We start from the raw sequence: 14,665 nt of genomic DNA, 5'->3' as shown, positions 1-14,665 counted from the left end.
TGTTGTCAAGTAGGTCGCTGAACAGGCACATTCGCTTTTGATCTATTCTTTTAAATAGAAGGAGGAAATTATTGTGGAAGAAAAGCTAAAACAATTAGAAGCAGAGGCATTGGCTAAAATCAATGATGCAAATGATTTAAAAGCATTGAATGAAGTCAGAGTTGCCTATTTAGGAAAAAAAGGCCCAATCACGGAAGTGCTTAGGGGCATGGGGAAATTATCTGCTGAAGAGCGTCCTAAAATGGGTGCACTTGTGAATGTTCTAAGAGAAAAAATTACAGAAGAAATAGGTATTAAACAACAAGAATTAGAAGAGGCCGCAGTTCGCAAACAGCTTGAAGATGAAACAATCGATATTACTCTTCCGGGAAGACCTGTTAACACTGGTAGCCGCCATCCACTTACAAAAATTATTGAAGAAATAGAAGATCTTTTTATTGGCATGGGTTATAAAGTGGCGGAGGGTCCTGAGGTAGAAAAAGACTACTACAACTTTGAAGCACTTAATTTGCCAAAAGGGCACCCAGCTCGCGATATGCAAGATTCATTTTACATTACTGAAGAAATCTTACTTCGTACTCATACATCACCTGTTCAAGCAAGGACAATGGAAAAACATGAGGGGAAAGGTCCAGTAAAAATCATTTGTCCAGGTAAAGTATATCGACGCGATAATGATGATGCGACCCATTCACATCAATTTACTCAAATAGAAGGTTTGGTCATTGATGAAAATATTACTATGGGAGATTTGAAAGGGACCCTTGAAGTGTTCGCGAAAAAAATATTCGGAGATGATCGAGAAATACGCTTGCGTCCAAGCTTCTTTCCATTTACAGAACCGTCTGTAGAAATGGACATTTCTTGTAAAATCTGTGGTGGAGAAGGCTGTCGTGTTTGTAAACAAACAGGTTGGATTGAAATTCTAGGAGCAGGCATGGTCCATCCAAATGTGCTTGAAATGGCCGGCTTTGATTCGAAAAAATACACAGGATTTGCTTTCGGGATGGGTCCAGAAAGAATTGCCATGTTGAAATATGGTGTCGATGATATTCGTCATTTTTACACGAATGACGTTCGCTTTTTACAACAATTTGAGGTTCAAGAATAATATCGGGAGGGTAAAACATGCTTGTTTCATATAAATGGCTACAAGATTACGTTGATCTTAAGGGCGTAACAGCACGTGAGTTAGCCGAAAAAATTACAAGAAGTGGTATCGAAGTTGATGGAGTTGAACAATTAAGCGCGGGGATGAAAGATGTAGTTGTTGGTCATGTGCTTGAATGTGAAAAGCATCCGGAAGCAGATAAATTAAATAAGTGTCAAGTGGATATTGGTGAAGGTACACCTGTGCAAATCATTTGCGGAGCACCAAATGTTGCAAAAGGACAAAAAGTTGCCGTAGCAAAGGTAGGAGCTATCCTTCCGGGCAACTTCAAAATTAAAAAGGCTAAGCTTCGTGGAGAAGAATCGAACGGAATGATTTGCTCCCTTCAAGAATTAGGAATTGAAGGAAAGCTAGTAGCAAAAGAATTCGCTGAAGGAATTTACGTATTTCCTGAAAATACAGAAGTCGGTGCAGACGCTTTGCATCTATTAAATTTAGACGATGAGGTATTAGAGCTTGATTTGACACCGAATCGCGCAGATGCTCTAAGTATGTTAGGTGTGGCATATGAAACAGCAGCGATTTTGAATAAAGAAGTAAAATTGCCGGAAATTGCATTAAATGCATCGAATGAAAAAGCAGAGGACTATATTTCTGTTCAAATTGATGCAAAAGAGGATAATCCTTTATATACAGCAAAAATAATTAAAAATGTAAAAATTGGCCCATCGCCACTTTGGTTACAAACACGACTTATGTCTGCAGGAATCAGACCGCATAATAATGTCGTTGACGTAACAAACTTTATTTTACTTGAATATGGCCAGCCGCTTCACGCATTTGATTATGACCGCTTCGGTTCCAAAGAAGTAGTTGTACGTCTAGCTCATGAAGGTGAAAAAATTGTGACCCTTGATGATACAGAGCGTACGTTGACTGCTGACCAACTTGTCATTACGAATGGAGCAGAGCCTGTAGCATTAGCTGGTGTTATGGGAGGAGCAAATTCTGAAGTTGGCAATGATACTACAACAATCCTATTAGAGTCTGCGTATTTTGCTGGTCAATCAATTCGAAACACATCTAAGCATCACGGATTACGCAGTGAAGCTAGCAGCCGTTATGAAAAGGGTGTAGATCCTGCGAGAGTACATCCAGCTGCAGAACGTGCAGCACAACTAATTGCAGAACTTGCAGATGGAGAAGTTCTTGAAGGTATCGTAGAGGCTAATTATTTGCAAATTGAACCTGCGGTTGTTTCTATTACGCTAGAAAAAATAAATCGTGTACTTGGAACGGAAATTAATAAAGAGAGCGTAATTGACATTTTCAATCGCTTAAATTTCGAAGTGTCTACCGAGGATGAAAACTTTATTGTTACAGTTCCTACTCGTCGTGGAGATATTACGATTGAGGAAGATTTAATAGAAGAAGTGGCTCGACTTTATGGATACGATAATCTTCCTAAAACATTGCCAAGAGGTGCTTCTTTACCTGGAGGATTAAGTGTAGTCCAGGCAAGAAGAAGAGCAGCAAGAGGTTTTCTTGAAGGGGCTGGTCTCTATCAAGCTATTACTTATTCCTTAACGAGCGAAGAAAAAGCCACTCGTTTTGCTATTGAATCACGCGAACCTGTTAAATTAGCTATGCCTATGAGTGAGGAAAGAAGTAGACTAAGATTGAGTATTATTCCACAACTTTTGGAATCAGTCTCTTATAACTTAGCTCGCCAACATGATTCTGTTTACTTATATGAAATTGGTTCCGTCTTTTTAAGCAATGGTCAAGATATGCAGCCTGAAGAACGTGAACATATCGCAGGGGCACTTACTGGCCTTTGGGTGGAAAATGAATGGCAAGGTGAAAAAAGGCCAGTCGATTTCTTTGTAGCAAAAGGAATTGTAGAAGGCTTATTAGATAAACTAGGAGTATCAACTAATATAGAATACCGAAGAGCAGAACTTGAAGGTATGCATCCGGGTAGAACAGCGGAAATACTACTATCAGGTGAAGTTATTGGATATGTTGGTCAAGTACACCCACATGTACAAAAAGCGCTTGATTTAAAAAATACGTATGTTTTCGAGATCAAAGCAGGACCGTTATTTAATTACGAATTGCCTCCACTTGTATATGTACCAATTCCACGTTTCCCATCTATTACTAGGGATATCGCATTAGTGGTAGATAAAGAAGTAAGTGCAGGAACATTGTCAGCTATTATTAAAGAAGCTGGTAAAAAATTACTAAAATCTGTTCGTGTGTTTGATTTATACGAAGGTGAGCATATGGAAAAAGGTAAAAAATCTATCGCCTTCTCCCTAACATATTCTAATCCAGAAAGAACACTAACTGACGAGGAAGTTGTAAAAGCTCATAATAAAGTTCTTGCTGAATTAAAGGAAAAAGCAGGAGCAGAATTAAGAGGATAGTAAGAAGAAAAGCGGAAGCACATTGCTCATCGACGTAAAAACTACAGACCCTTCGACTGAGATAAAGGAAACACAATGAGTCCGTAAGGGCGAATTGATGTTGACTTATCGTAAGAAGATGGGTAAGAAGTTTTCAAGTCGATAGGTGCTGCAGCTAGACAAAGAAAAGCGGCAGCACCTTGCCCTTGGACGTAAAAACTACAGACCCTTCGACTGAGATAAAGGAAACACAATGCGTCCGTAAGGGCGAATTGATGTTGACTTACGCAAAAGAGACAGGTAAGAAGTTTTCTAGTCGATAGGTGCTGGACTTAGACAATTAAGCAACGCGAGCTAAATGCTCGCGTTTTTGCATTCTCACTTAACAAAGAGTAGGAAATTCTATACAATCATAAATATAGGCTGAATTCGTAAGTTTTGTTGTTATTGTAAAAGTTTAATAAAGAAAAGGAATTTTAGCGGTTCTTATAAAGTTAGAAGCTTCTTTCTCATTATTTTATATGAATAAAAATACAACAACTTTTGATAAAAGGAGCCAAAAGATAATAACTACTAAAGGACGGACAACATGAAGAAAAAACGTTTGTTAATATATTTATTTTTGTTTTTTGCAATAATTACTGTTGTAACTGTTCAAGGAAGAACAAGTTCTCAGCAATTTTCCCCCGACAAAGTCACAAGCTATGTAAATGGTGTGGGAATGGGGATACAAGATTTATATAAAAAAGTGCCAATCAATGATATTAGAGAAAGTAATACTATTTCAAAATCACAATTAGATCATTTAATAGGTGGAATAGACCGAGTATTTTCAAGCTACTCCGATTTAAAAACAATGGGGATTAATTTTCATTTTATAAAAGAAGATGAGGTAAATAAAACAGATTTCGTGTTGGAACATATCTTTTCTTCACTACTCGAGCTAAAAAATTCTACAAAAGGTGATATCGTCCTTACAAAAAAACAAATGGATGTAATCGAAGAGCTCTATATTTATTTGTGGGATATATACCAACTCGAGATATATGATAAAGAATTAAATGTTATTTTACTAAGCATAGAGGATGTGAGTAAAAAATATGAAGCCTTGGGGGAAGTTTCTTTCCAGCCGTAATTTGTGGATTTTGTTCTTTATTCTTTTTCTAACAGCTTGCTCAGAAAATAAAGAAGAAAAGAATTCTCTTCCTAGCGAAGAAAATCAACCGACATTTGGACATAAAAGTGAGTATACACTTGCGGACAAACTAGAAGTACCATGGTCTATTACAAATAAGGATGATATGTTTTATATAAGTGAAAGACATGGGACAATTACATCTTTTCATGAATCTTCCGGAAAGACCGAAAGATTGCCCGTACATTTCCGTAAGAAGCTGTTTACCGGCGGGGAAGGCGGACTTTTAGGGATTGAACTTGTTCCTAATACAAATATAGAAGCCTTTGTTTACCATACTTATGAAGAAAGTGGAAATGTCTTTAATCGTGTCATTCGTATCGTAAAAGAAAAGGATGCATGGCGTGAAACAGAAGTGCTTATAGAAAAAATACCTGGAACCCAAATTCATAATGGTGGCCGAATTAAGATAGGTCCTGATAAAAAGCTCTATATCACAACGGGTGATGCGGCGGTTCCAGAATCTGCTCAAAATACTGAAAACCTGTCGGGGAAAATATTACGAATTGAATTTGATGGTTCCATTCCTTCTGATAATCCATTTAAAGGTTCTCCTGTCTATACATATGGTCATCGTAATCCTCAGGGACTTGCATGGACAGAAGGTGGACAGTTGTATGAAACGGAGCATGGCCAAAGTGCGCACGATGAGATTAATATGATAATTCCTGGGAATAATTACGGATGGCCGGATATTCAAGGTGATGAGCAGAAAGCCGATATGGAAACACCAATCTATCATACAAATGGAGACACGTGGGCACCAAGTGGAATGCTTTATCATAATGGGAAATTATATATTGCCTCTTTAAGAGGGGAGGCGATTAGAGTCTATGATATTGAACGAAAAGAGGTAAACATTCAAATAAAGGGTTATGGCCGTATTCGGGATATTTTCTTTAAGGATGCCTCTTTGTATTTTATTACTAATAATACGGACGGAAGAGGAACACCAGCAGAAAACGACGATCGTCTAATTAAAATTGAATTGAAATAAGGTTGGGTCGCTAACCCAACCTTATTATATTCCTGCTATTTTCCTCGCCTTGTTAGTATTTGCAAAGTGAAGTTTTGTAAATTGATTCAAAGATGATAATCCTTTTGTTTTGATAAGTCTAGCAGCATCGTGATCTACTTTATGGCCAGCACCTTTTGTCAATGAAAAACCTGCTTTTTTGCTTAACTCATCAAAGGCTTTTAAAAAAGCATATCTTGCCAAAATTGAGGCTGCAGCGACAGACAGGTGGATGCTTTCCGCTTTTGTACTAAAATACACATTTTCTCGCAAGATTTCTTTCTGTCCTTGTAAATGGCGGTAATATGTAGTAGCCTCTGCAAACTGATCAATGAGAATAGCATCGGGCTTCTCGGGTTCAATTTTTTTAAGTAAATGATTTAAAGCCTGATTATGTAGGATCGCTGTAATCTTGCCTTGGGTCATTCCTGATGACTGTAATTTATTATATTTTTCATTCGTCAATGTTAACAGACTATAAGGAAGAAAGGTAATTAAGTCTTTGGCAATTTTAATGATTTGTGAATCCGTTAAATCCTTTGAGTCTTTTACTCCAAGCTCTTTTAATAGTAACATTTGGTCGGTTTTTACATATGCTGCAACAACCGTCATCGGACCAAAATAATCACCTTTCCCTACTTCGTCTGATCCAATGGCAGACAAGGAAGAGAAATTTGGTGGAAGTGAGATTCCAGATGATTTTCTTACGATAGGTTTTTCCAATTTTTCAGTAGAAGCACCCCATTGTTTGGCTTCTTCCAAGTTGCCCGCTCCTTGGAACATTACTTTTCCGGAGCGATAGGCAGTTATGGTGCAACCATTTTTCTTTGCAATAAAAATGGCTCCAGGAGGAGTTTTATTCGTTTTATAACCTTCGTAAAACGAGTTAATTTTTTCTAAATTTGCAGAGGATAATTGAATTACGATATTAGCCAAAAGAAAACATCCTTTCTATGATTAAAGCAGTTTCCAATATATAAATTCACTAATCTTCCTATAAAATCCTTTACCATTTGTCCCTCATCTTTAGACAATATATTCCCATCCATTTTCTTTCATGATATGATATGGAATAGGATTCTTGCGATTGGAGGCTAATGGGTTGGCGGAAAATGAAAAAATTAGGGCCATTGTCATGATTTATGGACAACAGTATACCATTTCCGGAACTGAAACGACAGGGCATATGCAGCAAGTTGCTGCGATTGTCGATAATAAAATGCGTGAAATACATTCTGTAAATCCTAATCTTAATACGAGTTCACTGGCCGTATTGACAGCCGTTAATACGATCCATGAATATATTAAACTACAAGAAAAATATGAAAAACTTGTAGAGGAATTTAAACAATTAAAGGACTGAATTTTTATGCTTGACCTTATATTATTAGGTATTCTTATTTTTGGATTTTTAATAGGACTAAGAAGGGGCTTTATCCTGCAGTTAATACATATGGTAGGATTTATAGTTTCATTGATTATTGCTTATAACTATTACGAAGAACTTGCTCCATTACTTAAGCTTTGGATTCCATATCCGGATTTAAGCAGTGATGCAACTTTTAAAATGGTGTTAGATGGAATAAGTTTCGATGATGCTTTTTATCGTGTTATTGCTTTTGCCATCATTTTCTTTGCTGTTCGAATTGTACTTGGAATTATTGGTTCTGCTCTTGATATTGTTGCAAGCCTCCCAATTATTAAGTTCGTTAATATTTGGGCAGGAGGTATTCTTGGATTAATAGAAATGTATTTGCTAATTTTTATACTTTTATATATTGCTGCCCTTGTACCGCTTGCGATGGTTCAAACCGCTTTAAATGATTCTGCTATAGCTGATATAATATTAAAAAATACACCATATTTTTCAGAAGAAGTAAAAAAATGGTGGCTCGATTATATTAAACAATAAGTGGCCGTCCCTAAAAAGAGTGGGAACCCATAAAGGGAACCCCAAACTTTATTAGGGCGGCCTCTTTTGTTAATATAGGGTCTAAGAGAATGAACGAACGGCTGGTGAAATAATATGAAAATAAATAAAAAGGACATTATACGTTTACTTGAACAAATTGCGATATATATGGAGCTTAAGGGTGAAAATCCATTTAAGATTGCGGCTTTCAGAAAGGCAGCGGGAGCTCTGGAAACGGATGATCGCAGCCTTTCTGAAATCACGACGTTTACTGATATTCCCGGAATTGGAAAAGGGACAGGTGCTGTGATAGATGAGTTTATAAAAGAAGGGACTTCATCTGTATTACAAGAATTAAAGGAAGAAGTTCCAAAAGGATTAATCCCTTTATTACAATTGCCTGGGCTTGGTGGAAAGAAAATTTCAAAATTGTATCAAGAACTTGGTGTAGAAGATATCAACTCTTTAAAGGAAGCTTGTGAAAATAATCAAGTGGCTGGTTTAAAAGGATTTGGGAAAAAAACACAAGATAACATTCTTGCTTCCATTGCCCAATTAGGTTCTCAGCCAGACCGCCTTCCGATTGGTTACATGCTTCCGATTGCAAGACATATTGAATCTTATCTAGAGCAGATAAAGGAAATATGTGCTTTTTCAAAAGCAGGAAGTTTAAGAAGGACTAGAGAAACTATTAAAGATCTCGATTTTATTATTGCGACGAATTCACCTTTAGTGGTTAGAGACCAACTCCTTGCTATAGATGGAGTTAAGGAAGCAACAGCAAGTGGAGAAACAAAAGTTACGATTATAATGAATGGCAGGTACGAGATTTCCGTAGATTTTAGATTAGTAGCTCCAGAAGAATATGCAACAGCTTTACATCATTTTACTGGGTCAAAAGATCATAATGTCAGAATGAGACAGCTTGCAAAAGAAAGAGGAGAAAAAATCAGTGAGTATGGTGTAGAAAATGTTGAAACTGGTGAAGTCTTAACATTTAAAAGTGAACAAGACTTTTTCAGTCACTTCGGATTGCCATTTATTCCTCCTGAAATTAGAGAAGATGGAAAAGAAATCGAAATTTACAGCTCCGATACTAGCTTGATCTCGTTGGAAGACATTAGAGGAGATCTTCACATGCATACTACGTGGTCTGATGGAGCTTATTCTATAGAGGAAATGGTAGAAGCATGCAGGAAAAAGGGCTATAAATATATGGCCATTACGGATCATTCTGAGTTTTTACGAGTGGCTAATGGACTTTCGGTAGAACGAATAAAACTACAAAATGAAGAGATTCGAGCATTAAATGAAAAATATGACGATATATTAATTTTATCTGGAATAGAAATGGATATCCTTCCTGATGGAAGCTTGAATTACTCAGATGATGTGTTGGCGGAGCTTGATTTTGTGATTGCATCGATTCATTCTAGCTTCTCTCAACCGCGAGAAAAAATTATGAAGCGCCTTTACAATGCATTAAAAAACCCTCATGTTGATATGATTGCTCATCCGACTGGAAGGTTAATCGGAAGAAGAGACGGATATGATGTTGATATTGATTTATTGATTAAACTGGCGAAAGAAACGAATACTGCGCTTGAATTGAATGCAAATCCCGAAAGGCTTGATTTAAGTGCTGAATATTTGAAAAAAGCGATAGAAGCAGGTGTTATGGTATCCATTAATACAGACGCCCATAATATTCAAAGTCTAGAATTTATGGATATAGGCGTATCATCCGCTAAAAAAGGATGGGTGAAAAAAACATCAGTCCTCAATGCGATGGAACCACATGAATTGCTGCAATTTTTAAAGAGAAATGATTAGGACGGAGTTTTTAAAGATGAACATAAAAATATTAAAAACCCTTGAATTTAATAAAATCCTAACTCAGTTAGAGGAATTTGCCTCTTCTGTGTTAGGAGTAGAAAAAATAAAAAACTTAAAGCCATCTACAGAACTTAGTGAAGTAGTGGAGATGCAGAATGAAACCGATGAAGCTGCTCATGTGCTTAGGCTAAAAGGACATGCTCCTCTTAGTGGAATTCATAATATTAAACCTCACGTAAAAAGAGCGGAAATTGGCGGGGTTTTAAACGCGATTGAATTAATGCAAACTGCTAGTACTATATATGCTGGTCGCTCTATTAAGCGCTATATTGAAGGGTTATTGGAAAATGAAGTAGAAATTCCAATACTGGAAGATAAAGTGAATCAAATTGTTATTTTAACTGATCTTGAAAAACAAATAAAAAATGCAATTGATGAAAATGGAGAGGTCCTTGATTCAGCTAGTGATACTCTTAGAAGTATTAGACAACAAGCAAGACGCAGTGAAGGGAAAATTAGAGAAAAACTGGAAGGCTTAATCAGGAATAGAAATGCTCAAAAGATGTTATCCGACTCGATTATAACAATTAGAAATGAGCGTTATGTTATCCCGGTTAAACAGGAATATCGCGCTCATTACGGTGGAATTGTTCATGATCAATCTTCGTCAGGGCAAACACTTTTTATTGAACCACAAGCAATCGTTGAATTAAACAATGCTCTAAGAGAGTTGCAGTTAAAGGAAAAGCAGGAGATTGAAAGAATTCTTGCAGAGCTTTCAGCTATGGTAGCTGAATCTGGTGAAGATTTAAATCATCTAGTTGGAATATTGGCAGAGTTAGATTTTATTTTTGCGAAAGCTCGTTTTGGAAAAGAAATGAAAGCGACAAAACCTAAAATCAATCAAGATGGAATCATTCGCTTGTTTAAGGCTCGTCATCCTTTATTACCTATTGGAGAGGCTATTGCCAATGATATTACTCTAGGTGATGAGTATACTTCTATGGTTATTACTGGCCCGAATACTGGTGGTAAAACAATCACATTAAAAACAGTCGGATTATTGACGCTCATGGGACAGGCAGGATTGCAAATACCTGCATCAGAAGGATCGGAAGTTGCAGTTTTCAAAGAAGTATTTGCTGATATAGGAGACGAACAGTCGATTGAACAATCATTGAGTACATTTTCCTCCCATATGGTCAATATAGTAGATATTTTAAAGAAAGTGGATCAAGAGAGTCTTGTCCTTTTTGACGAGCTTGGAGCAGGTACAGATCCACAAGAGGGTGCTGCTCTTGCCATTTCCATTTTGGATGAAGTATATCAGCGAGGAGCGCATGTTATTGCAACAACTCACTATCCGGAACTAAAAGCGTATGGCTACAATCGTCCTGGTGTTATAAATGCAAGTGTAGAATTCGATGTAGAGACATTACGACCAACATATAAATTGTTGATAGGGATCCCTGGTAGAAGTAATGCTTTCGAGATTTCAAAAAGGCTTGGACTTTCGGATTCCGTTATTTCATATGCAAGAACTATGATTGATACAGAAAGTAACGAAGTTGAAAATATGATTGCCTCATTGGAAAAAAGCCGGAAAGAAGCTGAATACGAGTATAAGGAAGCTCACGACTATTTAAAAAATGCCGAAAAATTATTTAACGATTTACAACAGCAAATGATTGAATTTTATGATCGAAAGCAAAAAATGTATGACGATGCAGAAGTAAAAGCAGCTAAAGTCATTGAAAAAGCAAAAAACGAAGCTGAACAAGTGATGGCAGAGCTACGACAAATGCGACTTGAAGGTGGTACCCAAGTAAAAGAACACGAATTGATAGAAGCTAGACGAAAGTTAGATACTGCACTTCCAAAATTAGATAAAATGACAGATCCGACAAAAGATCATAAGCAAAAGCGTGAGTTCCAGCCTGGCGATGAAGTAACCGTAACAACATTTGGTCAAAAAGGTCATTTGATTGAAAAAGTTGGTACTGATGAATGGCAAGTACAGATTGGAATTATGAAAATGAAGGTTCTTGAGAAAAATTTAGTTTTCATAAAAGGTGAAGAGAAAAAAGAAACGAAGCCACTTGCCACAATAAAAGGAAGAGACTTCCATGTGAAATTAGAATTAGACTTGCGTGGAGAACGTTATGAAGACGCACTTCTTAAAGTAGAGAAATACATTGATGATGCCTTATTAGCAAACTATCCTCGTGTCTCGATCATTCATGGTAAAGGAACAGGTGCTCTTCGGACAGGAGTTACGGATTATTTGAAACATCACCGCTCTGTAAAACGTATAAGATTAGGTGAAGCGGGTGAAGGTGGAAGTGGTGTAACGATAGTAGAATTTAAATAATGCTATATTTCACCTAAGGGGGAAAATGGATGGACTCTTTTTGGGAAAATGCTTTTGTTCAAACAGCAGGCTATTATAGCGTGACGGTTCTATGTATTGTCTTGTTTTTATTTATTTTTGAATTAGTAACGAAGTACAATAATTGGGAGGAAATCAAAAAAGGAAATATTTCTGTTGCTATGGCTACAGGGGGAAAAATATTTGGGATTGCAAATGTTTTTAGACATTCTATCCTTCATCATGACACACTTTTTGTTATGATTGGTTGGGGGATATTTGGCTTTGTCCTACTATTGACTGGATATTTCATTTTTGAATTTTTAACCCCAAAATTTAAAATTGATGAAGAAATTGAAAAGGATAACCGCGCAGTGGGATTTATTTCACTTGTTATTTCCGTTGGACTTTCATATGTTATTGGAGCGGGAATCCCGTAAGAAAAGCGTAAGCGCCTGTTTATCGACGTACTAACTTCAGGTCCTCTGACTGAGATTAAGGAAACACAATGAGTCTGAGAAGGCCGACTTGATGTTGACTTATCGTAGGAATGAGGACAAGAAGTTAGCAAGTGATAGCCGTTGTAGCTAGATAAGTAGAAAAGCGTAAGCGCCTGTTTAACGACGTACTAACTTCAGGTCCTCTGACTAAGATTACGGAAACACAATGAGGCCGAGAAATAGTAATTGATGTTGACTTATCGTAGGAAGTACAAGAAGTTAGCAAGTCGATAGGCGTTGTAGCTGGACAAGGAGTAGAAGATTGTGGAAAAACTCGCGAAAGTGCTGCTCGTATTATGTGGCATTTTTTTTCTATTAGGTATTATTTATTTAATAAATACTTAAACGAGGTGTGAACGATTAAGCGGACCTGTTTTCGTTTTGATAAAATCAAATATAAATAAACATAGTCTTGCATAACAATTAACCAAAAACTGTAAAAGGCTCTGTCTAATAAGTCTCTAAAATAAGTGGAGGATAAAAGGGTCGGTTTTCTATTTTAAAAAGCACATAATCGATTTTTGCTCAATGTAGTTTTTTGCGGAAAGTGTGACCCTGCGGGAATACGGGAGCAGGGGAGATCCGCAGGAAGTAAGACTTAGCAGGCTAAGGGCGCTACTTCCTGTGGCAACACCTGCACTAGCACGTCCTGTGAGTCATAGCGCCGTACGAGCCGGAGCTAGACGGGCGTTTGGAGCCGGGGAAGCTCCTCGCTACGCCCGTGGAAAGCTAATAACTACAGCGTAAATCAATAATCCTGCAGGACTATTAAATAAAGGAGAGAGGGGCCTAACATAAGTCAATTAATACGACTTTTGGCGGGCCCTTTTATCGTTATATTTATTTTTCAATTGAAGCATCTGTAATATATTTATATTTTTCTTTATTTAGTTCTTCTTTTAGATAAAAACACTTTTCTAAATCAATATTATAAACATTGGCTATTCCAACTACATAATATAGGACATCATATAATTCTTCTTCAATCGTTCCTTTTATTGTATCGTGATGTTCCAATCTCTTGTCTTTTCTCAAAACTTCAGCAAGTTCTCCCACTTCTTCAATCAATTTTTGGAAATAAGCATGTTTCATTTCAGGCTTATAGTCCTTCTTCTTAATATAATTCTGTAACTCTTTAATAGTTATATTTTTTTTCATTTATTCTCCCTTAATGAAATTAACCATTTATTTTCTTTTTTCTAGTATTTATGTTTATAATTCTTCAACTTAACTTCGTTATATAAGAAAGTGCTTTTAATTAATTATTTACACACAAATCTAACCTATTTTCCAATGGCTTTTATTTTTTAGGAATATTTTTTAAATGCTGAACAATTTGTTCTGCAAGTAAATGTGTTTTTAAATCTCTATCATATGCTGTATAAGGTAAAGATTTATTTCGAACTAAATTTAAAAAATATGAAATAATATCGTGAAATCCTCTTTTTTCTAGTGTAGGTTGCCAGTCATCGCTTCCAAAACTGAGTATTTTTTTATTTTGATGCGAAGTTATATCACTCACATTTACTACTTTTCGCGTTTCACCAGGACTTTTTACCTCAACAATCTCTTCTGTTGTACCTGCATCACGGTTCATTATACCAATAGCGGTCCCCTCATTTGCTTCAAGCTGCAAAGTGACATGATGTAATTCTCCATTATTCTCTTTCCCACGTATGATCACTTCATTAATTGTATATGGGAATAAATAGAGGAGAGTATCAATGACATGAATAAAATCATCAAAAATGAAAGTCCTAATATCGTCAGGAAGATGACTGCGATTTTTCTGCATAATAATCATATTTGGATTCGATACTTCGGTTAATTGTCTATATGGAGGTGCGTATCGACGATTGAAACCGACCATAAGAATGAGTCCCTTACTTTTTGCTTTTTCAATTAATTTAGTAGAAGTATCTCCGAAGTATGTAATAGGCTTGTCTACATATACATGAATTCCGTAATCTAATAACTTATCAATTATTTCTTCGTGTGAACTTGTTGAGGAATGAACGAACGCTGCATCTATCTCACTTTCTAATAATTCTTCAAGATTTTGATAAACATGCTCAATATGATATGTAGCTGCAACGTCGTTGAGCGTTTCTTTATTTCTTGTAAAAATATGTAGTTCAATACCCTTCATTTGTGATAAAACAGGCAAATATGCTTTTTTTGCTATATCCCCGATCCCAATCATTCCTATTTTCATAATTATCTCCTAAATATTTAAATTTTTCTTTATCCATCATTATAACGGATTTCTTTTGCCTAGAACAATTGAATGAAGTAAAATATTGGCATATAATATAAG

At 36.4% G+C, this 14,665-nt stretch carries 12 protein-coding genes; 9 read left to right on the top strand and 3 right to left on the bottom strand.

Translation table 11 applies throughout. From position 1 onward, the window contains the following. Positions 1-73 precede the first annotated feature (73 nt). The 4 genes from pheS (at position 74) to MT489_RS20755 (ending at position 5,714) form a co-directional block, all read left to right on the top strand. Entirely contained in the window at positions 74-1,111 is a 1,038-nt protein-coding gene (pheS, locus tag MT489_RS20770) for a phenylalanine--tRNA ligase subunit alpha (protein WP_244683474.1), read from the top strand. Between the two features lie 17 nt (positions 1,112-1,128). Further along, positions 1,129-3,543, top strand: coding sequence for a phenylalanine--tRNA ligase subunit beta (gene pheT, locus MT489_RS20765; RefSeq protein WP_244683473.1), 2,415 nt, complete (start codon positions 1,129-1,131; stop codon positions 3,541-3,543). Between the two features lie 568 nt (positions 3,544-4,111). Then, positions 4,112-4,657 carry a hypothetical protein gene (locus MT489_RS20760; RefSeq protein WP_244683472.1) on the top strand — a complete coding sequence of 182 codons (546 nt, stop codon included), beginning with the start codon at positions 4,112-4,114 and terminating at the stop codon, positions 4,655-4,657. Beyond that, positions 4,623-5,714 carry a PQQ-dependent sugar dehydrogenase gene (locus MT489_RS20755; RefSeq protein ID WP_244683471.1) on the top strand — a complete coding sequence of 364 codons (1,092 nt, stop codon included), beginning with the start codon at positions 4,623-4,625 and terminating at the stop codon, positions 5,712-5,714. The genes MT489_RS20760 and MT489_RS20755 overlap by 35 nt, the downstream gene beginning before the upstream one ends. Before the next feature lie 24 nt (positions 5,715-5,738). Here the strand turns inward: MT489_RS20755 and rnhC are convergent, their stop codons facing one another. Beyond that, positions 5,739-6,668: a ribonuclease HIII gene (rnhC, locus tag MT489_RS20750; protein WP_244683470.1), complete on the bottom strand. Its 930-nt coding sequence runs from the start codon at positions 6,666-6,668 to the stop codon at positions 5,739-5,741. A 151-nt stretch (positions 6,669-6,819) separates the two neighbouring features. On the opposite strand from rnhC, the gene zapA reads away from it, so the two are divergent. From zapA to MT489_RS20725, 5 genes are all read left to right on the top strand, one after another. After that, positions 6,820-7,095 carry a cell division protein ZapA gene (gene zapA, locus MT489_RS20745; protein ID WP_244683469.1) on the top strand — a complete coding sequence of 92 codons (276 nt, stop codon included), beginning with the start codon at positions 6,820-6,822 and terminating at the stop codon, positions 7,093-7,095. Between the two features lie 6 nt (positions 7,096-7,101). After that, positions 7,102-7,644, top strand: a complete 543-nt coding sequence (locus MT489_RS20740; protein ID WP_244683468.1) for a CvpA family protein — start codon at positions 7,102-7,104, stop codon at positions 7,642-7,644. Between the two features lie 114 nt (positions 7,645-7,758). Beyond that, a complete protein-coding gene (gene polX / locus MT489_RS20735; RefSeq protein ID WP_244683467.1) occupies positions 7,759-9,477 on the top strand; it encodes a DNA polymerase/3'-5' exonuclease PolX in 1,719 nt (572 codons plus the stop codon). A 16-nt stretch (positions 9,478-9,493) separates the two neighbouring features. Continuing rightward, entirely contained in the window at positions 9,494-11,851 is a 2,358-nt protein-coding gene (locus tag MT489_RS20730; protein WP_244683466.1) for an endonuclease MutS2, read from the top strand. A 29-nt stretch (positions 11,852-11,880) separates the two neighbouring features. Continuing rightward, positions 11,881-12,288, top strand: coding sequence for a DUF350 domain-containing protein (locus tag MT489_RS20725; protein ID WP_244683465.1), 408 nt, complete (start codon positions 11,881-11,883; stop codon positions 12,286-12,288). Between the two features lie 900 nt (positions 12,289-13,188). Here the strand turns inward: MT489_RS20725 and MT489_RS20720 are convergent. Both MT489_RS20720 and MT489_RS20715 read right to left on the bottom strand, forming a co-directional pair. Beyond that, positions 13,189-13,506 carry a MazG nucleotide pyrophosphohydrolase domain-containing protein gene (locus tag MT489_RS20720; protein WP_244683464.1) on the bottom strand — a complete coding sequence of 106 codons (318 nt, stop codon included), beginning with the start codon at positions 13,504-13,506 and terminating at the stop codon, positions 13,189-13,191. Positions 13,507-13,648: 142 nt separating this feature from the next. After that, entirely contained in the window at positions 13,649-14,563 is a 915-nt protein-coding gene (locus tag MT489_RS20715) for a Gfo/Idh/MocA family protein (protein WP_244683463.1), read from the bottom strand. Positions 14,564-14,665 lie beyond the last annotated feature (102 nt).

The sequence above is a fragment of the Lederbergia wuyishanensis genome, assembly GCF_022900255.1.
In the GTDB taxonomy this organism is placed as follows: Bacteria; Bacillota; Bacilli; order Bacillales; family Bacillaceae_C; genus Lederbergia; species Lederbergia wuyishanensis.
This window is presented reverse-complemented; position numbering and strand designations above follow the sequence as displayed.

Coding starts and splice junctions, on each gene's coding strand:
- MT489_RS20715 (WP_244683463.1), bottom strand. CDS start 14,563: ATGAAAATAGGAATGATTGGGATCGGGGATATAGCAAAAAAAGCATAT.
- MT489_RS20720 (WP_244683464.1), bottom strand. CDS start 13,506: ATGAAAAAAAATATAACTATTAAAGAGTTACAGAATTATATTAAGAAG.
- pheT (WP_244683473.1), top strand. CDS start 1,129: ATGCTTGTTTCATATAAATGGCTACAAGATTACGTTGATCTTAAGGGC.
- MT489_RS20760 (WP_244683472.1), top strand. CDS start 4,112: ATGAAGAAAAAACGTTTGTTAATATATTTATTTTTGTTTTTTGCAATA.
- MT489_RS20730 (WP_244683466.1), top strand. CDS start 9,494: ATGAACATAAAAATATTAAAAACCCTTGAATTTAATAAAATCCTAACT.
- polX (WP_244683467.1), top strand. CDS start 7,759: ATGAAAATAAATAAAAAGGACATTATACGTTTACTTGAACAAATTGCG.
- MT489_RS20755 (WP_244683471.1), top strand. CDS start 4,623: ATGAAGCCTTGGGGGAAGTTTCTTTCCAGCCGTAATTTGTGGATTTTG.
- MT489_RS20740 (WP_244683468.1), top strand. CDS start 7,102: ATGCTTGACCTTATATTATTAGGTATTCTTATTTTTGGATTTTTAATA.
- MT489_RS20725 (WP_244683465.1), top strand. CDS start 11,881: ATGGACTCTTTTTGGGAAAATGCTTTTGTTCAAACAGCAGGCTATTAT.